Here is a 22551-nt window from a genome sequence, read left to right on the forward strand (position 1 = left end):
GCATCGAGAATCTATCAAGGCCTACCTGCAGGATTACCGACATGCAGGGACTTCACATCGTTGATCCGGAGATCGCCACCGGTGAAGCCGCACGACTGTTCGCCGCCACGCACAAGGCCCTGGGGGTCATCCCCAACCTGGCCAAGGTGATGGCCAACAACCTGGCCGTGTTGGAGGGGTATCTGGACGCCGTCGGCGCCTTGGGCCCGGAGCGAACCACCCTGTCGCCGGACTTGATCGAGCGCATCGCGTTGCTGGTGGCGCAGGAGAACAGGTCTGACTACTGCCTGTCGGTGCACTCGTTCCGCGGGACCAAGGTGGTCGGGCTGACCGTGCTCGAGACGGCCCGCGCGAGGAGGGGCGAGGCCGGCGATCCCCGGGGAGCCGCGGTCTTGGCCCTGGCCTCCGCCGTGGTCCGGGAGCGCGGGGCTGTTTCCGACGATCAGCTGGCCATGGCCCGGCACGACGGTTTGTCCGACGGGCAGATCGTCGAGGTTGTCGCCCATGTGGCTCTCAATGTGTTCACCAACTACCTCGCCAAGGTGGCCTGCGTTGACATCGACTGGCCGCTCGTCCGCCACACCGACTGATGGAGAGCGGCCGGACCAAGCATTTCAACCGAGGGAGTTCTTCATGATCCACATTGCCTCGTTGTCCCAGGTATCGGCTGAGCAGGCCACCGCCTGGCATGCGGTCCTGGCGGCCTCGCTCGCCGGCGATCTGCCCGACGAGCCCCGGCCCACGCCCGAGCAGGTCCATGCCCAGCTCACCGCTGCCGGACTGGACAGCCGCCGACTGTTCTGGCTGGCCACCGAGACCTGCGGCGCGGTGGTCGGTGTGGCCGGGCTGCGGCTGTTCACCTCGCCCGGCCAAGATCATCTGGCCGAGCTGGAACTGCACGTCCACCCGGACCGGCGGCGCTCGGGGGTCGGCTCGCTGCTTCTGGCCACAGCCGTGTCAGCAGCAGAGGCGGAGCAGCGCCGCAGCCTGATTACCGCCGCGGCCGGCGGGGGGCCGGGTGAGGCCTTCTGCACCGCGCGCGGCTTCCACCGGGTGCTGACGCTGGACCATCTGCTGCTCGACGTCGCGCAGGCCGACGATACCGAGGCCGACATCGAGCATCCCGGCTACGAGCTGGTCGGTTGGACCGGCACGGTTCCCGACGAGCTGGCCGAAGCCTTCGCCGCAGCCAAGAACGCGATGAACGACATGCCCACCGGCGACATGGACTACGGCAACCAGACCTGGACCGCCGACCGGGTCCGTGCCATGGCCAAAGTGCTGGCCGACCGCGGTGATCTGCTACTGACGACCGCCGCGCTCGGCAAGGGGGAGATGGCCGGATACACCGAGATCGTCATCCGGGCCGGGGAGACCCGCCGGGCACTGCAGTACGACACCGCCGTGGTGCCCGCGCACCGCGGCCACGGGCTCGGGCTGTGGGTCAAGGCCGCAATGGTCCGCAGGCTGCGTGCCGAGCACGTCGGCATCGTCGAGATCGAGACCGACAACGCCCAGGACAACACCCACATGCTCGCCGTCAACCGGCGGCTGGGCTTCCGCTTCCACCGCCGCACCCACGAATACCAGCTCGACCTGCCCACCACCTGACCACTTCGCAAGGAGAGCCTCCGCATGTCCCTCACCCTTGGCGATCAGGACAAGCTGACCCTCCGGACCGCCGCGTACGGCGCCGTGTCACTTCTGGCCGCCGGTGGCTCGCCGCACCGGATCGCCACGGACGGGTCCGTCGCTCTGGCCTCCGCGACCGGCCCGATCCTCGCCGTCGAAGCAGCCACCCAGCAGGGCGAGCCCAGCCTCACCCTGGCTGACATGACCCACAAGATCACTGCAGCCCTCGACGCCACTCGACGGGATGCCGACCCGTGCTGCAACAGCTTTGCCCGCGCCGCTGACCAGGCGGTGTCGTGTCAGCGGCCGCGTCAGGACGGCAACGGCCCGGTATCAGGGCGGTCGGCGATGGTAGCTGCCATGAGCGGTTCAGCCAGGGACACCGCCGGGACGATTTCGCAAGTTCGAACGCTGTATGTAAGGAGATTCATGATGGGACACGGCAACAGCGGCTTCTCCGAGGCAGGGCTGCGTAGGCTGCGTGAGGTGCTGGCGCGGCATGTCGAGTCCGGGAAGATTCCCGGGCTCGTCGCCCTGGTCGGCCGGGGCGAGGAGACGCACGTCGAAGCGATCGGGACGATGCAGCATGACGGTGGCGCGCCGATGCGCCGCGACACCATCTTCCGGATGGCCTCCACGAGCAAGCCGGTCACGATGGCGGCGGCGATGGTCCTGCTGGATGAGTGCCGGCTGAGGCTGGACGACCCGGTCGATGAGTGGCTGCCCGAACTGGCCGACCGGCAGGTGCTGGCGCGGGCTGACGGTCCGCTGGAGGACACCGTGCCGGCGCGGCGGCCGATCACCGTACGGGACCTGCTGACCTCCACGTTCGGGCTCGGCGTGGACCTGACGTTGATGGGCTCCCCGATCATGGCCGCAGTGCTGGAGCAGGCCAACTACAACCCGGAAACGGGGCCGGCGCCCGACCCGGATGAGTGGATGCGCAGCCTCGGCGAGCTGCCGCTGGCTTACCAGCCGGGAGAGCGGTGGCAGTACGAGCTCAGCCACGATGTGCTCGCTGTGCTGGTGGCCAGGGTCACCGGTCAGACGTTCGAGACGTTCCTGCGCGATCGCGTCTTCGATCCGCTGGGGATGAAGGACACCGGTTTCCACGTGCCCGCCGACAAGATCGACCGGCTGCCGCCGAGCTACGCCCCGGACCCGCAGACCGGAGAGTTCCACGTCTGGGACGAGGCCGCGAGCGGACGCTACAGCAGGCCTCCGGCCTTCCAGCATGGCGGCGGCGGGCTGGTCTCCACCGCCGATGACTACCACGCCTACTTCCGGATGCTGCTCAATGGCGGGATGCACGGCAGCGAGCGGATCCTGTCCCGGCCCGCCGTCGAGCTGATGACCACCAACCGCCTGACGCCCGAGCAGAACGCCGCCCGCAACGCCCTGGCCACCGACAACGTCCATGTGTCCTTCGGCCAAGGGCAGCAGGGCGGCTGGGGTTTCGGGATGGCGGTGCGCACCTACCGCGGCGACTACGCCTCCGTCGGCCAGTTCGGCTGGGACGGCGGAACCGGCACCACCGTCTACGCCGACCCGGACAAGCAGCTCACCGGCATCCTGCTCACCCAGGTCGGGCTGTCCACGCCGGATCCGGCGCGGCTGATCCACGACTTCTGGACCACCCTCTACCAGGCCATCGACGACTGACACCTGGGCCCGCGCCCCCTGGCGGCCGAACCGTGGCCCGGTTGGCCAAAGCCGGCTCGCCCGACGGTGCGATTCCCTCGCATGACCCCGGCCAAGACCCCCGGCCACCCAGCCAGACCGCCTTCCCCCATCCGACTGTTCCATCGAAGGAGCGCCCCACCATGTCCATCATCCTGACCGACCAGGACAAGACCACCCTGCGCACCGCCGCCTACGGCGCCGTCTCGCTGCTGGCCGCCGCCGATGCCGCCGGCTCCCCCCACAAGGTCGCCACCGAGGGCTCCATCGCCCTGGCTTCTGCGACCGGCCCGATCGGGCACGTGCTCGCCGCCAAGACCAAGGACATCAAGCTGGACGGCAAGTCCGTCGCCGAACTCGCCGACCACGTGCTGCCTGCGCTGACTGAAGCCATGAACCTGCTCAACAAGCAGGACCCGGCAGAGGCCGACAACTTCCGCAGCACCGTCATCGTCGCCGTCGAAGCAGCCACCCGTACCCACCAGAGCGAGCCCAGCCCCACCCTGGCCGACATGATCCGCAAGATCACCGCAGCCCTCGACGCCGCTTGAGGGGATGCCGACCTGAGCAGCCACAGCAAGCGCGCCTGATGGGCGCCCAGCGCCTCGCCCCATCGACCCCGAATTGCTCGGCGAGCTCTTCGCCTGAGCGCGACACCAAAGACGAGGAACAATGAAAACCCAACCTCCATCAGTGATCACGGCGACCGGGCAGCGCATCGACGGCGTGCATCAGCGCCCGGTCCTTAGCGGCAAGGTCCTGCGGCGAGTGGCGGTCACGGGGCTGGCGGCCGGTCTGCTGGCGGGAGTGGCCGCCCCTGGGGTGGCCGCCGCGGACAGCAGCGTGGCCATGGCGAAGGCCGCCGCCGGGCAGGAACGCCCGGAGCTGAAGGAGACCGTCGAGGCGTTCATCGATGCCGGTTTCGCCGGGATGCAGGCGCGCGTGCACGACCAGCGGGGCGAGTGGGTCGGCAGCGCCGGGGTGCGCAAGCTGGGCGCGGCCGCGAAACCGCCGACGAACGGGCGGTTCTGGGCGGGCAGCGTCACCAAGACCTTCACCGCGACCCTGGTGCTGCAACTGGTGGCCGAGGGCAGGATCGCCCTGGACGCCCCGGTGGCCGGCTACCTGCCCGAGCTCGGGCTCGACCGGCGGATCACCGTGCGGATGCTGCTGCAGCACACCAGCGGGTTGTTCAACTACACCGGCGAGTACTACGACGACGGGACGGTCGTGCCGGGGACCCCTGCCAGCGGCGACGAGTGGCTGGCCAACCGGTTCCGCAGCTACCGGCCCGAAGAGCTGGTACGGCTGGCGTTGTCCAAGCCGGCACGGTTCGAGCCGGGCACGGACCAGAACTACTCCAACACCAACTACACGCTGGCCCTGCTGCTGATCGAGAAGGTCACCGGCCGCTCCTACGCCGCGGAGATGCGGCGGCGGATCCTGCGGCCGCTCGACCTGAAGGGCACCGTGGTGCCGGGCAACCGGACCGAGCTCCCCGGACCGCACGCCCACGGCTACTACCGGTATGAGGAGGATGGTCAGGAGAAGGTGGTCGACATCGCCCGCCAGAACCTCTCCCTCCTGGCCGGCGCCGGTGACATCATCTCGACCACCCAGGACCTGCACACGTTCATCTCCGCGCTGAACGGAGGCAAGCTCCTGCCGGCCCCGCTGCTGGCCGAGATGCGTAAGCCGTACGGGAAGTACAACTACGGCTTCGGGCTGTTCGTGCAGGACCTGGGTCCGGACTGCGGCACCGTCTACCAGCACAACGGCAGCCCCCCGCACGGCTACGGGGCGCTGATGTACAGCTCACCCGACGGCAGCAAGACCCTGACCGCCTCGGTGACCTGGGTGGACGAGGCCACAAGGGGCCCGGTGAAGGACTTCCAGAAGCTGGTGGACAAGCTTGTCCAGGAGGTGTTCTGCGGCGGGCACGACGGGGCGGCCGACGAGGCCAAACCGGCCCAGTAGACGAGGCCGAGCACCGCGGACCGCAAGGCAGAACCGGTCAACGATCCTGCCGGGGCTACCCCACCTGGCGAAACCGCCACGTCGACGATCGGCGCCTATGCTCCAAGATCGAAAGGGTCAACGTCGCCTGACCGTGCAAAAGGCAGAGAAGAAGACCATATAGACCGACCGTGTCGACCACGAACTGATCCGGGCAGCGGCACACGTCGCCGGCCACAGGCTGCCGGGCGGCGCCCGAGGAACTGGTCGCCGCGATCCTCACGCACGATTGAAAGGCGATCGATATGAAGCATTACGATCTCACCCCGGCCACGCCGCCGCTGGGTGAGTATCTCGCGGTGGAGGGACGCCGCTTGCCGGTGCACCGCGCGGGCCCGGGCGGACCGGCGGACGTGGTCCTGCCTGAGGGCGTATTCGAGCACACCCAGGCCAGACCCGCGGTGTTCGACGCCCTGGCCGCGTCGGTGACCGATGGCGAGCATCGCTTCCTCAAGGACGTCTCGCCCAGCCGCATGCACATCGAGGCCGATGATGCCATCGTCCAGGCCGTAAAGGAGATCGACGGCCTGGGCAAGACCCCAGGCGTGCCACAGGCTCGTCAGCCGAGGCTGCCGGAACCCGTGGGGATCCTGGTGACGACCGGGTCACGCGGAGATGAGACGAACGACCGCGAATGGAGTGCCAAGTGATAGAGACCGACGTGATCATTGTGGGCGCCGGCCCGACAGGTCTCATGCTGGCTGCTGAACTGCGTCTGGCCGGTGTGCGACCGCTGGTACTGGAGCGGCGGCCGCAGCGCCGAGACATCCCGAAGGCCGGTGGTCTCGGCGGGCAGATCCTGGAACTGCTGCGCTACCGAGGCCTGCTGGAACGATTCCAAGCAGCCTGCACCGACCCTGTCCCGGCTCCCCGATTCCCCTTCGGTGGTGTGCATCTGGACTTCACCCAGCTGGCAGATCCCCCGATGCACGCCCTGCCGCTCCCGCAACAGTTGCTCGAGCGCCTGCTCGACGAACGCGCCGACGAACTCGGCATCGACCTCCGCCGCGGACACGAGGTGACCGACGTCAGCCAGGACGATGCCGTCGTGACCGTGGACGTGCGGGGCCCGGACGGCCCGTACCAGGTGAGCGCCCGCTACCTGGTGGGGTGTGACGGCGCCCGCAGCCGGGTCCGCGACTGGGCCGGCATCGACTTTCCCGGCACCATCTATCCGGAGGTCAACCGGCTGGCCCAGGTCACCCTGCCCGATACGGTGACCGTGCTCGGCAACGGCGATCTCGACGTCCCCGGCTTCGGCACGATCCGCGCGGGTTTCACCCGGACCGACCATGGTCTCTTCGGAGTCGGCTCATCGCCCGACTCCAAGGTCGTCTCGCTCTACACCATCGAAGACGAGACCACCGAATACGACGACGACGTACCGATGACCGTGACCGAACTCCAAGACAGCCTCCGCCGCGTGCTCGGCGTGAACCTGCCCGTGGAAGAGGCGATGCGGCTGTCGCGGTTCACCTTCAAGGCCCGGCAGGCCGAACGCTACCGGCAGGGGCGGATCCTGCTGGCCGGTGATGCGGCGCACCTGTTCCCCGCCACCGGTGTGGCAATCAACGCCGGCATGCTGGATGCGGTCAACCTGGCCTGGAAGCTGGCCGCCGACCTCCACGGCTGGGCGCCGACCGGTCTGCTGGACACCTACCACGACGAACGCCACCTCGCCGGTGCCCGCACCATGCTGCACACCCGAGCTCAGGTGGCACTGCGGCGCGGGCACGACCCGGCCGCTGAAGCGCTCCGGGAAGTCTTCCAGGAACTGCTCGCCGACGAGCAGCCGTTGCGCCGGATGGGAGCGCTGGTCGCCGGCACCGACATCCGCTACCCGATGCCCGGCTCCCACCACCACGCGTTGGCCGGCACCTTCGCCCCCGACCTCACCCTGCACACAGACCAGGGCATCACCAGCGTCGCGGAACTCCTGCACCCCGCCCGGCCGATCCTCCTCGACCTCGCCGACCGCCCAGACCTTCGCCGGACCGCCCGAGACTGGCAGGATCGCGTCGACATCCACACCGCCAAAACCGATCAGCGACCGGCCGACGTCCTGCTGATCCGCCCGGACGCCCACATCGCCTGGGCCGCAACCCTCGACGAACCTGCCGACACCGCCGCGCCCGCGCTGCGAGAAGCACTCTCCGGCTGGTTCGGCACACCCCGCATCAGGTAGAGCTGAACTGGGCCACGCTGAGCTCGGCGTGGCCCGGTCCACATGCGTGGGAGGACGGGCCGAGCAGGCACAACCGGTCGACGACCCGTCGGGGACGAAGTCGGCCAAGAGGTTGTTCGCTCGGCCCGGCGTACGTAGTCGTAGCCTCTGCGGCCGACCACTGTCACGCCATCAACGTGCAGTGCCGACTCGCCCGTCGTGGCCTCGGCCTGCTCCACGACACCCTGGCCGACGCCTTGTTTTCGAGCAGTACAGGATTACCGGCCGATGCCCAGCGCTCCGGCTACTGACTGCACCGCTTCTATGACGGCGGTTCGCGGTTCCCGTCAGGGCGGCGATCCTCCCGATCCTCTCCAAAATCGTTTCGGCTCGCCGAGGGTCGTCCGCAGTTCCTCTCAGCTCCTGCGCCGCCTCCTCCAGGAACTCACCGCGCCGGCCGACCACCTGACCGCACACGGCCTGGTACTGGAGATGTACGCCGGGCCGCTGGCCGGCATCTACGATCCGTCCGGGCCGGGCGGCCGCCCGCCCGTCATCACCAATGACCTGCTGCACACCGTGCTACGCCGCCGCGCGAACGGCGAATCGGTGGAGCAGATCCGCCCCGACCTGGTCATCGGAACTGGCAAGCGCAAAGGCCACTGTGTGCGCCACGGGAGGGGACGTCTCAGGGGCAGTGATGTCGATCGCTGTCCCTGATCAGCAGGACGCCGGCATCGGCCCTGCAGTACTCTCTCAGCGTTTGATCTTGAGGATAGGCGCGAGCTCTGGCGACAGCGGCGACGGCTGGCAGTCGAGTGCGGCCAAGGCTGGTCAAAACCTGGAGGAGAACAGGAATGCGAAGAACCTGGCCGGTGGCGCTGGTGGCCCTCGCCACGGTTGTCATGGGCGGCGCGACGCCGGCGAGTGGCGACGCGGTCGATCCGGCAACCGATTCGACGACGGCAACGGCAGCGGTCTGCGGCAGCTCGTCGCTGAACGGCCCGACCACACCGCCCTCCGGGGCGGTCGTCGTCCCTGCGGGCGACAACAGCGGCGTGGACTTACGCAAGGCGAACACCACGTACTACTTCGAGACCGGCACGCACACGCTGGGCACTGACCAGTACTCCCAGATCATGCCCGGCGACGGCGCGACGTTCATCGGCGCGCCCGGCGCGGTACTGGACGGGCAGCGGCTGAACCGGTACGCGTTCACTCAGCAGGCGACCGGCGTCACGATCCGGTACCTGACCATCACCGGATTCGTCGCGCCGCGCGATCAGGGTGTGGTCAACCACGACTCCGGCGACGGCTGGGTCGTGGAGCACAACACGATCCGCGACAACTCCGGCGCGGGGCTGATGGCCGGGGCCACGAACAAGATCCGTGGCAACTGCTTCAAGGACAACGGGCAGTACGGCCTGAACGCGTACAAGGCCGGCAACACCATCACCGGCCTGGTTGTGGCGGACAACGAGTTCACCGGCAACAACACCGACGACTGGGAGCACCAGGAACCTGGGTGCGGATGTACCGGTGGCATGAAGTTCTGGGCGGTGAACGGTGCCGACGTGACCGGCAACTGGGTCCACGGCAACCACGGGCCGGGGGTCTGGGCGGACACCAACAACAACGACTTCCTCATCGAGGACAACCTCATCGAGGACAACGAGTCGATCGCGATCTTCTACGAGATCAGCTACAACGTCGTGATCCGGAACAACACCATCCGCGGCAACGCCTGGGCCTCCGGTGCCGAGCGGGCAGCGAAGGGCGACCCGTTCCCCGAAGCGGCGATCTACCTGTCCGAGGCGGATGGTGAGCCCCGCGTGAATGCGCGGACCAGCAAGATCGAGATCACCGGCAACCGGCTCGAGAACAACTGGGGCGGGATCACCGCGTGGGCGAACGCCGACCGGTTCTGCAACAGCCCGGCCTCGACGACCGGCGACTGCACGCTGATCGTCGGACCGACCAACACCTCACAGTGCTCGGCTCCTGCCATCGCCGGCGAGCCGCTCTACACCAACTGCCGTTGGTGGACGAAGAACGTCGACATCCACCACAACACGTTCGCCTTTGACCCCAGCGCCGTCAACGGCGGCTGCCCGACGCAGTACTGCGGGCACATGGCCCTGCTGTCCAACTGGGGTACGTACCCGGACTGGTCCCCGTACAAGGGCGCCGTGATCCAGCAGTCGATCGTCCACGAGTCGAACAACTCCTGGCACGACAACACCTACACGGGACCGTGGCAGTTCAGGGTCACCGACATGGGCAATCGCATCGTGCCCGGGCTGTGGGTCGGCCCCCAGTACGGCCAGGACGCCGGCAGCACGTTCGACGGCGGCACGCCCGTCCCGCCGGCGATCGCCGAGCAGGACTTCGAGTCCGGCTCGACCTCGCCCTACACCCCGTGGTACGGGGCCAGCCTGGCGCACCAGACCGGCGGAGCGCATGGTGGCACGGGCTCGCTGCAGATGACCAGCGCCCAGGGGTCCGGCAGCGCGGTGGCGCTTGACAACTTCCCCGGATACAGCGGTGTGGTCGCCGGTACGAGCTACCAGGTGTCGCTGTGGTACCGGGAGGCCGTGGCGACCATGCCTGCCGTCACGTGGAATGTGCGGTGGCGCGACGAGTCCGGCACGGTGCTGCGTACCGACGCCATCTCCCTGGCCCAGAAGACGGCTTGGACCGAAGCAGCCGGCACGTTCACCGCGCCCGCAGGCACGACCCGCGTCGACTGGACTTTTGTCTGGAACGCGAGCACCGCCGGACCCGCGTTCCAGATCGATGATGTGGCAATCCGTCCCGAGAAGCTCTAGCAAAGACCTGAAGAACATGAGCCGGTGACGGCGCTCCTCCCGGCTTCCTGGCACGCTACGCGCGAAAGAGCGGCTGTGACACGCAGCCGCTCTGACAGACCTCGGCGAGCGGGCAGGGTCGTTTCGCTTCCTCCTCCGCGATCGGAACACTAAGTTCGCTGCCGTGGGCGTCACGGTGCTGAAGACGCCACCGCGGACACCGAGCGCATCAGGCTCGTAGGCAACGGCCACCCGATCATAATGAGCATGGCGTGGTGTTGATGGAAGGCCCCCACCACCTCGATGGTCTCGCGCCCCATACTCGCGACGTCCCGTACGAATGCCGTCACGCCACTACGTGACGGCCCCTCAGAGGAGTTCGCCGGCCCGGCGCAGACGGCGCTCGCGAAGGGCCAGCAGCGGCGGCAGACCCACCTGCACGGCTATGTACGCGGCCACGGCGAGGGCCTCCCAGAACCCCGCCGAGCCGATCGCGCTGCCATCGAACTGCGTCAGTGCCCAGCGCCCGAGAGACAGGGCCAGCGGCAGCACGCCCGTGACGAACATCCAGACCATGCCCGCGATCCCCGCGACGTACGGCACCACGAACCACCGGGCGACCCGGCGATCACGCGCGCTCATCTCCGACAGCTCGGCCGTCTCGGCCTGAGTGAGCCGGAACAGCGTGGCCTTGGCGGTCAGCCAGGTCGTCCGGTAGAGGTTGTGGCAGCGCAGCGCGTTCGCGAGCAGGGCGTACGAGTCGCTGCGCAGCGGCAGGGCGGCCCACTGCCAGACGATGCCGAAGATCCTGGAGAGCACCAGGCCCGCGAGGAGATCGTCGAGGAGGCCGGGCGGGGTGAGCAGCCGCAGTCCCAGCGCGGCGGCCAGGACCACGGTGTCGATGGCCATTCCGGCCAGGTAGACCCCGTGGCGGCGGTGGCGCGGCACCGTGACGATCTGGGTGAGATCGGTCTCGAAGACGACGTAGATGCCCCGATAGCTGACCCGGAAGATCGCCGGCACACCGATCGCCCGTCCGGCGAGCCAGTGCCACGCCTCGTGCAGGGCGCCGAACGCGATGCTGAACAGCAGCCAGCTGAACGCGGACAGGCCGGGGCTGGGCAGGAGCCAGGCGTCCTCCCAGGAGGGGCGCAAATCGGGCCGGATCACCAGGAGGGATCCGGCGAAGACCGCGGCGGCCGCGTAACACGACCAGGCGACGGGCCCGAACAGCCGGGCCGCCGATCGGGCACTGACCCCTTCGATCCACTTGATCTGCCCGCGCGTGCCACCCGCCTCAGCCGGCGGGTCGAGCAGTCCCGCGGCGGTGAGCCCCTCGACGAAGTCCGTGCCGTCCACCTGCTCGCCCGCGACCTCGCCGGCCCGCGCGGTGGCCTCGTCGAGCGAGCCGGTCTCCTGGAGCACGGTGACGAAGACCGCGCCCGGCTCCGGCACCGCGACGAAAACGCCCAGCTCGGGGCGGCCGAGAATCCATGCCTCGCCGTCGAAGGCGACGGTCAGCCGGGCGGCCCGCTCGCGCAGCCCCTCATCCAGGGACGTGGCCATTGTTCTCTCCTGGGTCTTGTCTCCACGGTCGGCAGGAAACGGGAAGAGGCCGCACTCCGATCAGGCAGGAGTGCGGCCCTTCAAACCTCATCCCGCTGACAGGAGTGCGGTCCCTGAAACCTCACTCCTGTCGGCGGGAGTGCGGCCGATTCTCAGGAATCGGCGGGCTCTCCCGTGAGCCGGGTGTTCTCGACTCGCACGATCTCGATCTTCACGTTGATCACCTCCCTCCGCATATCGCACAGTTGGGGTCGCGCGGCCACTCGTCCTGACTCGTCGCGCAGCCGTGCGCGAAGTCGATGGTGAGTGGCCGACCGGCGTACGCCGGTGGCTCGAAACCGGTCAGATAGCGCAGCACCTCGAAGGCGCCGAATGCCCCCAGCAGGCCGGCGACCGGCCCGATCCCGCGGTTGGGCTGTGGCCGGCCGGCGAACAGGCGACTGGAGGCGATGGCGCCGGCGATGGCCGGGTCGTCGGGGTCGGGGAAGTCGGCCGGGTTCGAGGGGTCGGCCGGTATGCAGGCACGGCACGCGCTGACGCCCGGGTTCACCGACCAGACCGTGCCGGTGGTGACATATATGCCGCCGCGGACGAAGGGCACGCCGTTGCGGACGCACGCCTCGTTGACCCAGAGGTCGATCCCCTTCGGCCGGTCGATGCCCGAGGCCACCACGTCGGGCCGGACCCGGCGGATGAGCTCGGCGAGCTGCTCCGGTCCGGTGATGTCGGCCTCGACCCACTCGACCTGGATGGCGGGGTCGAAGGCCCGCACCCACGCCGCGGCGCGCTCGACCTTGCGCGCGCCGATGTCCTCCGTGCGGTAGAGGTACTGCCGGGCGAAGTTGCGCGGTTCCACGGTGTCCCGGTCGAGCAGCGTCATCGCGCCGACGCCGAGCCCGGCGAGGTGCGGGATGGTGTTGGAGTTGAGACCGCCGGTGCCGAGCACCAGGACGTGCGACTCGCGCAGGCGACGCTGCAGGTCCTCCCGGCTGCGGTCGAGGGTGCTGAACGACTCGAAGAAGGCCAGGTTGCTGAAGTACCGCTCGGCGTCGGAGGGCTCCAGCCGGTCGAGGCGGTCACCGTCCTCCAGCAGCCGCTCGGCGTCGAACGCCGCGACGGCGTCCCGTACGTCGGCCACGTCCAGCGACAGCTCGTCCGCGATCTCGGCGACGGTCCTGCCGCCCTCGCTGAGGAGGCCCACGAGCTTTTCCACCGTCCCGTCGGGGTCGGCCAGGAGCAGCTGGTAGCGCGGGTCATAGACCAGCCGCAGCTCATCCCCGACCCGCTCCCAGGAGATGCCCTTGAGTTGTGGCCTCACCAGCGCATCAGCCAATCTCTGAGATGGGATTTGGCAACACCATGGCAGCCGCACGCATGGACGCCGCATGGATCTCGCACGGGAGCAAATTGCTCCTGTCGGAGGGGTGGACTAGCCTCGAACCGTGATCTTCCCCGGTGTCCGATTCCTCCTCCTCGGCCCCCTGGAGATCATCGTCGAGGGCCGGCCCGTCCACCTGACCGGCAGGCAGCGGGCGCTGCTCTCGGCCCTGCTCCTGGACGCCGGCGGTGTGGTGTCCGTGGAACGGCTGGCCGACCGCCTCTGGGGCGACGATCTGCCGCCCTCCGCCCCGGCACGGCTGCGCGCGCTGATCGCGGAGCTCCGGCGGGCGCTCAGTCCCCACGGACGGGACGTCGTCCTCACCCGGAGCCCGGGATACATGATCCCCGCCGGAGCGGCCGCGGTGGACGCCGCGGAGTTCGCCTCCCTGGTGGAGAACGCACGGCACGCCGCCGGGGACGACCGGCACCAGGCCGCGCTGGATCTGTACGACCGAGCTCTCGCACTGTGGCGCGGCGACCCCTTCGCCGAGCTGGCCGACCCTGCCGCCCATGCGGAGCGACACCGGCTCGAGGAGCTCAGATGCGAGGCGGCCGAGGGCCACGCCGCCGCGCTGCTCGGGATGGGGCGAAGCCGGGCGGCCGTTCCCGGCCTGACGCGGCTCCTCGCCGAACAGCCGCTCCGCGAGCGGCCCCACGCGCTGCTCATGCAGGCACTCCGCGACGACGGACGGCTCCCCGACGCTCTGGCGGTCTACCGGGACTTCCGGACGAGGCTCGTACACGAGGTCGGGGTGGAACCGAGCGGAGAGCTGCAGCGGCTTCACCAGCGCCTGCTCGAGGAGGCGCCGGCGACCGAGGCGTCCAGGTCGGCGCCCGTGCCACGCCAGCTGCCGCCCGTGACCAGCCGCTTCGTGGGCCGCTCCGCGGAGCTCCAGCGCATGGACGCCGGCCGGGTGACGCTCGTGGTCGGCCCCGCGGGAGTGGGGAAGACCGCGCTGGCGATCCGGTGGGCGCACCGCGCGAGCGATCTCTTCCCCGACGGACAGTTGTTCCTCGACCTGCGGGGCTTCGACCAGCGGGAGCCGATGTCCTTACCCGAGGCGCTGCAGCTGCTCCTGCAGGGGCTCGGCGCGGCGGCGAAGGACATACCGGTCGAGCTGGACGCTCAGATCGCGCTCTACCGCTCGCTTCTGGCGGGACGGCGCGTGCTGGTGGTCCTGGACGACGTGGCCGACCCGGAGCAGGTACGCGCGTTGCTGCCCGGGGATCCTGGATGCCGGGCCGTCATCACGAGCCGCAACCGGCTGGGCGGCCTGGTGGCCGTGGACGGGATCGAGCGCCTCACACTGGACGTGCTGGACCATGGGGAGGCGCACCAACTGCTCGCCCAAGGCATAGGCGAGGACCGCCTGCTCCGGGAGCCGGACGCCGCCGAAGAGCTCGTGGCGCTCTGCGGCCGGCTGCCACTGGCGCTGTCCATAGCCGTGTCCTGGATCGGCGACCACGGGCACCGGATGATCGGCCATTACGTCCATCAGCTCGCGGACCGGGGGCGGCTGGTGAGGTTGCGCGTGGAGGGCGACGAGAGCGTGGCCGTACAGGCGGCCCTCGACCTGTCCCACAACGCGCTGCCGCCGGCGGCGCGGCGGATGTTCCGCCTGCTCGGACTGGCGCGGGGGAGCGGCATCTCCCCTGCGGCGGCGGCCGCTCTGACGAGGACCAGCCGCGAGCGCGCGGAGGACCTGCTCAGTACGATGGCGCGGATCCACCTGATCAAGGAAACGGGGCCGCACCGTTTCGCCGCTCATGACCTGGTGCTGGAGTACGCCGCACAGCGCAGCCTCGCCGAGGACTCCGCGAGCGAGCGGCGGGCCGCCGTCCAGCGGCTGCTCGACTACTACCTGAGCACGGTCATCGGCGCCACTGCGGCGGCCGGCTTCGAAGTCGCGGAGCTCGCCTACGACGGGGCTCAGCCGGAGGCCACGCTGACGACCTTCGACGCCGCGGCCGACGCCCTCGACTGGCTCGACACCGAGTGGGACAACCTCGTGGCCGCCGTGTCGTACGCCGCCGCGCACGGGCCGCGGCCGTACGCGTGGTTGCTGGTCGAGGCACTGACGGACATCCTGCACCACCGGCGGACCCGTGGGGAGTGGCTGCGTCTCGCGGAGATCGCGCTGGCCGCCGCCGAGGACGAGCGGGACTTCAGAGGGCAGGCCACGATGCATCACTCGCTCGGACTCGCCCGATGGCGCATGGCCGACCTCAAGAACGCCATGGATCACTACGAGCGCGCGCTGGCGCTGTCGCGCCGGGCGGGCTGGCCGCTGGGCGAGGCCAGGGCGCTCCAAGGCTGCGGCGTGGTGCTGAAACAGCAGGGAGAGCCGCACCAGGCCATCCCGCGGTACCGGCGGTCGGTGGAGATCCATCACGCGCTCGGGTCGGTGCGCGGCGAGGCGGGCGGGCTGAACAACCTGGCCTCGGCCTACCTCATACTCGCCCGGCTGGACCGCGCCGAGGAATGCCTGCGGGCTTCCCTTCCCCTGACCAGGGAGTCCGGCGACCGGCATCTCCAGACGCTGACACTGGTCAATCTGGCTCTGGTGCGCAAGAGGCAGGCCCGGTTCCCCGAGGCGCTGGAATCCCTGGAGGAAGCGCTGGCCCTGGCCGAGGCCGACGGATTGCGGTACGCCGAGGCGGTGACGTACGAGACGTTCGGCTTGGTGCACCGCGACGCCGGCCACTACGAGCGGGCGATCGACGTCTTCGGCCGGAGTCTGGCCATCGCCGAGGAAGTCGAGAACCGCCGGTGCCAGATCGCCTCGCTGACCGGCATGGCGGGAGCGGAAGTGGAGCTCGGCAGCGCGGACAGCGCGCTCGCCCGCCTCGACGCCGCGCTGGACCTCGCCGAGCACACGGGCATCGACCTGGACGAGGTGTTGCTCGGCCGCGCGGAGTTCCATTACCGCCAAGGCAGGTACGCGACCGCGTGGGACGAGGCGGACCGGTCGCTGACGCTGGCGCTCACGTCCAATCTGCTGAATCTGCCACGGCTGCACGGCCTGCTCGCCGCCATCCACCTGGCGGCGGGCGACGTCGAGCAGTGCGTCGAGGCGTGCGAGCAAGCCCTGAAGCAGGCACGGCGATCCGGACAGCGGCTGGACTACGCACGCGCCCTGATGACACTCGGCCATGCCGTGAAGGGCAGGGGGCGCGAGGAGTCCCTACGCCTTTGGGGACAGGCCCATGCGTTGTTCACGGCCATCGGCGCACCGGAGCGGTCGACGTCCGCGGCGCTGCTGGGTCAAGCGCCCGAGGCCCTCTGAAGCAGCCTCCCTCAGAGTAGGAGCTCGCGTACGCCGCTCGAAGCCAGAACGTCCCCCCGATCATGCTCCCGATCCGCATGTACGCCCTTTTTGGTCCATACATAGGACATTACTTTTTGTCCGAAATATCAGAAACCTGGCCCCTTTTATCGTGGGGTGAGGATTTAATTTCGACCGTTGCGCCGTAATTCGGAAGACCAGATCATCGTGATCATCATCGTTTCGGCCGCAGGGCCGGAGAGGAGACATCATGATGGGTCTCGTAGATCGCCTGCTTGCACGCGTCGCCCACAAGGTGACCGTGGAAGCCGCCTGCACCAACACCTACTACTGCAAGGACGGGGTCAAGTACCTCCGCTCTTGCTGCCTCGACCAGGGGTGCCAGACGGTCAGGGTCGGCACCTGCTGACGCGGTCGGCGTAGCATCCGCGGGCGGCGGTCGGCCGCCGCCCGCGCACCGGTTGAGGCACGCGGATGGGGCACGCGCGGATCGGATATGCCTGCCGCCCTCTCGGAACACGTCGCCTGGTTCGCAACAGTCTGCTGATCATCGCCGCGCCCTTCGACGACATCGTCGATCTCTTCGTGAGGAACCCCTGATGCCCTACCTGACCGCCGCTGTCGTGCTCATCGGCGTGCTGTGCGTGTTGAACCTGCTGCTCACGCTGGGCCTCGTCCGCCGGATACGACAGCTGGGCGAGGGAAACGTAAAGCATGCCGGACCTCCCCTCGCACTGGGTCCCGGCTCACCCATCGGAGAGTTCGCCGCCGTCACCGTCGACGGCGAACCGGTGTCCCACGACTCGATCGCCGGACTGGTCGGGTTCTTCTCCGCCGGATGCGAACCCTGCCACAAGCTCCTTCCCCAGTTCGTGGCACACGCCCGCGCCCTCGGACGGCAGAACGTGCTGGCGGTGGTCGCCGGGGACGAGGCCGAAATGGTGGCAGCACTCACGCCGGTGGCCCGGGTGCTCAAGGAGGACTTCGACGGCCCGGTAGCCGGCGCGTTCCAGAACACATGGACGCCGGCGGTGTACCTTCTCGGCTCCGATCACCGCGTCGTCGCTGCAGGCGGTCGCCTGGAGGACCTCCCCGTCGTGTCGTCGGCATGAGCGGCGGCCAGGTCGACGTGCCCGGGGCGCGCAGCCCGGTCGGACTGCGGGAGCTGGTCTCGGCCGCGGTGGAGGCCGTGTCTCTGACCTGGCGCTCAGCCTCAGGAGGGGTGACCGGCTACGTCTTCGTCACGCTCGCTGGAGCGGCGGCCCCGATTGTCACCGCCTGGCTGACCAAATCGGTCATCGACCGGCTGGCCACCTCCGAAGGCACGGTCGCGGGGCTCGCGCTCGGGCTCGCGGCGGCGGGGCTGTCCGCCGCCGCGCTTCCGGGGATCAGCCGCTACCTGCGCGCTCAGACCGGCCGCCGTGCGGGAGCCGTCGCGACCGACCGGCTCTTCGCGGCGGCCGAGCGGCAGGTCGGCCTCCGGCGTTTCGAGGATCCGGTGTTCCTCGACCGGCTGCGCCTGGCACAAGAGGGCGCCGGGACCACGGCCGATCTCGTCAGCGGATTGTGCGGAAGCCTGCACGGCATCTTGTCCCTCATCGGGTTCGTGGGGTCCCTGCTGATCCTCAGCCCCGTCATGACCGCGCTGGTGTTGCTGGCCGCCATCCCGGCGCTCGTCGCCGAACTGCTCCTGTCGCGCAGGCGGGCCGCCGTGCAGTGGGACACGGAGCAGATCCACCGCCGCGAGTTCTTCTACAGTCGGCTGCTCACCGGCGTGCAGGCCGCCGTGGAGATCCGGCTGTTCGGCATCGGCGCGTTCCTTCGCGCACGGATGATGACCGAGCGGTGCGAGGCCGACGCCGCCGAGAGCCGGATGGACCGCCGGGAACTGCTCACCCAGGGCGGACTGACGGTACTGAGCGCGGCCGTCGCGGGCGCCGGGCTGTGGTGGGCGATCATGGCCGCCCGCCAGGGCTCGCTCAGTGTCGGCGACGTCGCCATGTTCGTCGCGGCCGTCGGTGGTGTGCAGGCCGCGCTGGACACGCTGGTCTCCTCGATCGCGTCCTTCCACCAGCAGCTCCTCACCTTCTCTCATTACGTCGCGGTGATCAGGGCCGAGCCTGATCTGCCGAGCGTGTCGGAGGGGACGGCTCACGTGCTGCGTCGGGGCCTGGAGCTGCGAGACGTCTGGTTCCGCTACGACGACGATCATCCGTGGGTGCTGCGCGGCGTCGATCTGGCGATTCCACACGGCCGTTCGGTCGCCCTCGTCGGGTTGAACGGCGCGGGCAAGAGCACCCTCATCAAGCTTCTGTGCAGGATGTACGATCCGACGCGCGGCCAGATCCTGTGGGACGGCGTGGATCTGCGGGACATCCCGCCTCCCGCGCTCCGCGAGCGGATCAGCGCCGTGTTCCAGGACCACATGAACTTCGACATGTCCGCCGCCGAGAACATCGGGCTCGGCGACCTGTCCGCCCTGGGCGAGCCGGCCCGAATCAGAGACGCGGCCGTCCGCGCAGGAGTGCACGACACGCTCTCGGGGCTGCCGCGCGGCTACGACACGCTGCTCACGCGCATGTTCTTCTCCGAGGCGGACAAGGGCGATCCGGAAACGGGGGTGGTGCTTTCGGGCGGGCAGTGGCAGCGACTGGCACTGGCCAGGGCCCTTGTCCGCGATGGCAGGGATCTGATGATCCTCGACGAGCCCAGCTCCGGCCTCGACCCGGAGGCCGAGTACGAGGTCCACACCCGTATTCGGGAGTACCGGCAGGGTCGTACGAGCCTGCTGATCTCCCACCGGCTCAGCGCCGTTCGGGATGCCGACCTCATCGCCGTACTCCACGATGGGCGGATCGCCGAGTCGGGGCCGCACGAGGCACTGCTCTCCGCGGACGGCCACTACGCCCGCCTGTTCCGGCTCCAAGCCGCGGGATATCAGGAGGTGCGATGAGGTGGAGCAGGCTGTTCCCTTTGGCAGGCGGCGTGCTGGCGCTGGGAGCCTCGCTGTGGTGGATCCGCCGACGCTACCTGGTCGCCACCGTCGACGGGCCGAGCATGGAACCCACCCTGCGCTCCGGGGACATGCTGCTCGTCCGCAGGACGAAGCTGGTCCACGCGGGTCAGATCGTGGTCGTCCGGATCGAGGATCCACCGCCCATCGACGGGCTGCCGCCGGGTCTCGAACCGGGTGGCGAGGACGAGTTGCCGGAGAAGCCGGATCATCCCGGTTGGCGGTTGCTCGTGAAACGGGCGGTCGCGGTTCCCGGAGACCCCGTACCGAGGCAGGGCTTTCCGGCGTTTCGCGACGCGCCCGAGACCGTCGTGCCCCGGCATGCCCTGGTCGTGCTGGGCGACAATCCGGACGCCAGCTGGGACTCCCGGGACTTCGGTTTCGTGCGAGGCGACGAGTTCGTCGGCGTGATGGTGCGCCGCCTGGCACCGCCCTGACCGCCTCGGTCACGGCACGGGAAGTGGTCAGTGACTGCGAGGAACGGCATCCGTGATCCGCTGGTTGGCCACCTCGCGTTGCCGTTGACATCCAGTCCGTGGCCGGCCCCTTCCGGTGCGTGGACCCTGGCATTCAGCCACAGCGAGACGGCTGCGTGTCGCAGGTCGCCTTGCTTGGCAGCCACGTGGCTCAGTATCACGGTGGTGATGGCCGCGCTCATGGCGATGAGGGGAAGTCAGGCGCGTTTGGCCTTGCGCCATGAGCGGTCGTAGAGCGTGGCGCTGTCGAGGGTCGAGGGGCCGCCCTCGTCGCCCAGCGTAGGACCGTCGACCGTTTTGCGGCTGGAGAGGAACCGGTGTTTGCCGGTGGAGTCGATTCCCAGATAAATGCCGACGTGGTCGAGGGCTGTGCCGTCGTCAGTGCTGGCGTCCCAGAACAGCAGGTCGCCCGCCTGCAGGTCCGCGTAGGACGTGGGTTTGGCCGTGCCACCGTCGATCACGGTGATCCCCGGGGCGTTCTCGTCGGCCATCTGTACGGCTCGGCGCGGAAGGGCGGACTTGCTCAGCGTGTCGCCGATGCCCAGGGGGTAGCCCCCGCGGTAGCCAAGGACCATTCTGACGAAACCGGAACAGTCCAGCGATTCCTTCTGCCGGGCTTCCGGGGGGTCGATCTTGTCGTCGTAGGTCCATGCGAGGCCGAGGTAGTCGTTGAAGTCCGAGCCCTCTTCCCGGGTGCCGTCCGGAAGTAAGGGACCGTAGTGGGCGTCGCCCGCGTAGCGCAGGCCATCGCGGACCTTGGAGGGCGCGTCCGCGAGGTACTGCGTGGCGATATCCAGCAGATCCTCGTCGGTCCTGGCGATGTTGGCCGCCGGCCACGAGGCTGCCCATGGCGCCGAGGGTGACCACGGGCCGGGCAGCAGGCGGGCCCAGGCCCGGGTCGAGACGGTCGCCTCGGTCGTCGTCTCGGCGAACTTACGTTGCTGGCCGTAGATGACGGCGGTTCGGGCGCCTTCTGTCAGGACAGCTCCGACCCGGCCTTGGCTGTAGTAGAGGTTCTGGCCGGATTTGCCGGGGGTGTAACCAGTGAAGGACTGGCTCGGCGAGCAGGCGGCGGCGTCGGCGAACAGGGTGGTGAAGGAGGCGAATCCTTCTTTCAGGAGGCGGCGGTCCTGCCAGACGGGTGCCCCGGCCAGGGGGTCGGCATGGCGGTGCCACCACATCCGGCCGGACGCGTCGAGCGCGTAGACGACTCCCGCTCCGGCGCCGGACGGGCTACGGTGATCCTCCCAGCCCTCGCCGGTTACCAGTCCCGTGCCCGGGCCGAAGGCGGTGCCGCCTGCGGCCGGGTCGGTGTGGTCATACCAGCGGACGTGTCCCTTGGTGTTCACGCCGTACAGGGTGCCGTCGCGCCCGGTCATCAAGGTGGTGATCGCTGTCCAGCCGGAGCGGATGACCTTGCCGCTCCCCGGCGCCCACTGGGCCTCGCCGGTTGTCGGCGAAAGGTGACGGTACCAGTGCAGGTCGCCTGCTTTGTCGAGGGCGTAGATGACCCCGGAGCCGGCCGACACGATGTCCACGAAGTCGCCCCAGCCTTGGCCGATGACCGTCCGCTCGCCGGGAGCCCAGCCGCGCTCACCGGTCGCCGGATCCAGGTGACGGTACCATTTCAGGTCCCCGTCGCCGTCGACCGCATAGATCACGCCGTTGCCGCCGGAGAACACCTTGGCCAGCGTGTTCCAGCCGTAGCCGATCTCCTTGCCGCTGCCGTCGGCCCAGGAATCCTCGCCGGAGGCGCCGGCGCGGTGGCCGTACCAGCGCAGTTTGCCCTCACCATCGATGCCGTACACCGGTACGACCGCCGAGCAGGTCAGGGCGGAGGCGGCCACGGCCGGTCGCGGATTGAGCGTGGAGACCAGAGACGCTCCGACGATTCCCGCGGCCAGGACGGCCAGTTGCGTACGGAGCATGTCCACGACCTTCCTTCGATCTCACGCCGAGACGGATCCCGCCCGCGTCGACGCCGCCGGAGCGATTCTAGGAAAATGATCTCATGCATGTCGATCTTCCCGCCGTGGCCAGGCCGCCGCCGACCGGGCGTGCGCGCCGCCTCCCGTTCGTCGGCCGTCGAAGGGGGCGGACCCGGTGGACGACCTCCAGCTGAGGCGGCCTCTGACTCAGCCCGAGGACGCTGCGATGTACACGTGCCGCGTGGGCCGTCCACGCCGGCGATCATGACTCGGCGCACCCGGTCCGCGCGGCGCCGGCCGCCCGGATCGAGCGACATCTGACCGCGTTCGGGCCCGCGACCGAGCTGCCCGGCTCGCCGCACTGCCTGGACGACGGCTACTGGCGCGGCACCATCTGGGTGACCTCGACCACGAAGGACTCATCGGGGCTGCCGTGTTGCAGGTCCATTGGTGGATAGGGGCCGTGGGCGCGGTCGAGATGGTGCTGACGTCGACGCACTTGCCGCTGTGGCGGGCCGATGAGCAGCGTCGCACACCAGATGTCGCAGTGTGAGATGAACCGGCGGGTAAGACAAGACGCAGGGGAGGACCCCCGCGTGGTG

Annotated in this window: 17 protein-coding genes; 14 read left to right on the plus strand and 3 right to left on the minus strand. The window is 69.3% G+C overall.

Translation table 11 applies throughout. The features are described 5' to 3' along the window. The first annotated feature begins 41 nt into the window (after positions 1–41). The 9 genes from ACIBI9_RS40330 (at position 42) to ACIBI9_RS40370 (ending at position 10320) form a co-directional block, all read left to right on the plus strand. Positions 42–590: a carboxymuconolactone decarboxylase family protein gene (locus ACIBI9_RS40330; protein ID WP_397230441.1), complete on the plus strand. Its 549-nt coding sequence runs from the start codon at positions 42–44 to the stop codon at positions 588–590. Positions 591–633: 43 nt separating this feature from the next. Then, the gene (locus ACIBI9_RS40335; protein WP_397230443.1) at positions 634–1611 is read left to right on the plus strand and encodes a GNAT family N-acetyltransferase; all 978 of its coding nucleotides are present in this window, start codon (positions 634–636) and stop codon (positions 1609–1611) included. Between the two features lie 24 nt (positions 1612–1635). Then, positions 1636–3294: a serine hydrolase domain-containing protein gene (locus ACIBI9_RS40340; RefSeq protein WP_397230445.1), complete on the plus strand. Its 1659-nt coding sequence runs from the start codon at positions 1636–1638 to the stop codon at positions 3292–3294. Between the two features lie 161 nt (positions 3295–3455). Beyond that, on the plus strand, positions 3456–3863 hold the full coding sequence (locus ACIBI9_RS40345; protein WP_397230447.1) for a hypothetical protein: 408 nt from the start codon (positions 3456–3458) through the stop codon (positions 3861–3863). Between the two features lie 142 nt (positions 3864–4005). Continuing rightward, positions 4006–5289 carry a serine hydrolase domain-containing protein gene (locus tag ACIBI9_RS40350; protein WP_397230449.1) on the plus strand — a complete coding sequence of 428 codons (1284 nt, stop codon included), beginning with the start codon at positions 4006–4008 and terminating at the stop codon, positions 5287–5289. A gap of 284 nt (positions 5290–5573) precedes the next feature. Then, positions 5574–5978: a hypothetical protein gene (locus tag ACIBI9_RS40355; protein ID WP_397230451.1), complete on the plus strand. Its 405-nt coding sequence runs from the start codon at positions 5574–5576 to the stop codon at positions 5976–5978. Next, positions 5975–7513: an FAD-dependent monooxygenase gene (locus tag ACIBI9_RS40360; RefSeq protein ID WP_397230453.1), complete on the plus strand. Its 1539-nt coding sequence runs from the start codon at positions 5975–5977 to the stop codon at positions 7511–7513. Before ACIBI9_RS40355 ends, ACIBI9_RS40360 begins: the two co-directional genes overlap by 4 nt. A 303-nt stretch (positions 7514–7816) precedes the next feature. Beyond that, a complete protein-coding gene (locus ACIBI9_RS40365; protein ID WP_397230455.1) occupies positions 7817–8212 on the plus strand; it encodes a hypothetical protein in 396 nt (131 codons plus the stop codon). A 137-nt stretch (positions 8213–8349) separates the two neighbouring features. Continuing rightward, complete coding sequence (locus ACIBI9_RS40370) at positions 8350–10320, plus strand: right-handed parallel beta-helix repeat-containing protein (RefSeq protein ID WP_397230457.1); 1971 nt, start codon at positions 8350–8352, stop codon at positions 10318–10320. Positions 10321–10668: 348 nt separating this feature from the next. Here ACIBI9_RS40370 and ACIBI9_RS40375 read toward each other — a convergent pair whose 3' ends face one another. Next, positions 10669–11865, minus strand: a complete 1197-nt coding sequence (locus tag ACIBI9_RS40375) for a hypothetical protein (RefSeq protein ID WP_397230459.1) — start codon at positions 11863–11865, stop codon at positions 10669–10671. Between the two features lie 220 nt (positions 11866–12085). Then, a complete protein-coding gene (locus ACIBI9_RS40380) occupies positions 12086–13183 on the minus strand; it encodes a HesA/MoeB/ThiF family protein (protein WP_397230461.1) in 1098 nt (365 codons plus the stop codon). Positions 13184–13307: 124 nt separating this feature from the next. Here ACIBI9_RS40380 and ACIBI9_RS40385 point away from each other — a divergent pair, with 124 nt between their 5' ends. From ACIBI9_RS40385 to ACIBI9_RS40405, 5 genes are all read left to right on the plus strand, one after another. Beyond that, positions 13308–16532 carry a BTAD domain-containing putative transcriptional regulator gene (locus tag ACIBI9_RS40385; protein WP_397230463.1) on the plus strand — a complete coding sequence of 1075 codons (3225 nt, stop codon included), beginning with the start codon at positions 13308–13310 and terminating at the stop codon, positions 16530–16532. A 250-nt stretch (positions 16533–16782) separates the two neighbouring features. Continuing rightward, a complete protein-coding gene (locus ACIBI9_RS40390) occupies positions 16783–16941 on the plus strand; it encodes a hypothetical protein (RefSeq protein WP_185067519.1) in 159 nt (52 codons plus the stop codon). Between the two features lie 190 nt (positions 16942–17131). Then, positions 17132–17644, plus strand: a complete 513-nt coding sequence (locus tag ACIBI9_RS40395) for a peroxiredoxin family protein (protein WP_397230465.1) — start codon at positions 17132–17134, stop codon at positions 17642–17644. Continuing rightward, positions 17641–19485, plus strand: a complete 1845-nt coding sequence (locus ACIBI9_RS40400; RefSeq protein ID WP_397230467.1) for an ABC transporter ATP-binding protein — start codon at positions 17641–17643, stop codon at positions 19483–19485. Before ACIBI9_RS40395 ends, ACIBI9_RS40400 begins: the two co-directional genes overlap by 4 nt. Beyond that, entirely contained in the window at positions 19482–19982 is a 501-nt protein-coding gene (locus ACIBI9_RS40405) for a S26 family signal peptidase (RefSeq protein ID WP_397230469.1), read from the plus strand. The genes ACIBI9_RS40400 and ACIBI9_RS40405 overlap by 4 nt, the downstream gene beginning before the upstream one ends. 236 nt (positions 19983–20218) lie before the next feature. On the opposite strand, the gene ACIBI9_RS40410 is transcribed toward ACIBI9_RS40405, so the two are convergent. Then, complete coding sequence (locus ACIBI9_RS40410) at positions 20219–21949, minus strand: tachylectin-related carbohydrate-binding protein (RefSeq protein ID WP_397230471.1); 1731 nt, start codon at positions 21947–21949, stop codon at positions 20219–20221. Positions 21950–22551: the final 602 nt, after the last annotated feature.

It is taken from the genome of Nonomuraea sp. NPDC050451 (genome assembly GCF_044458585.1).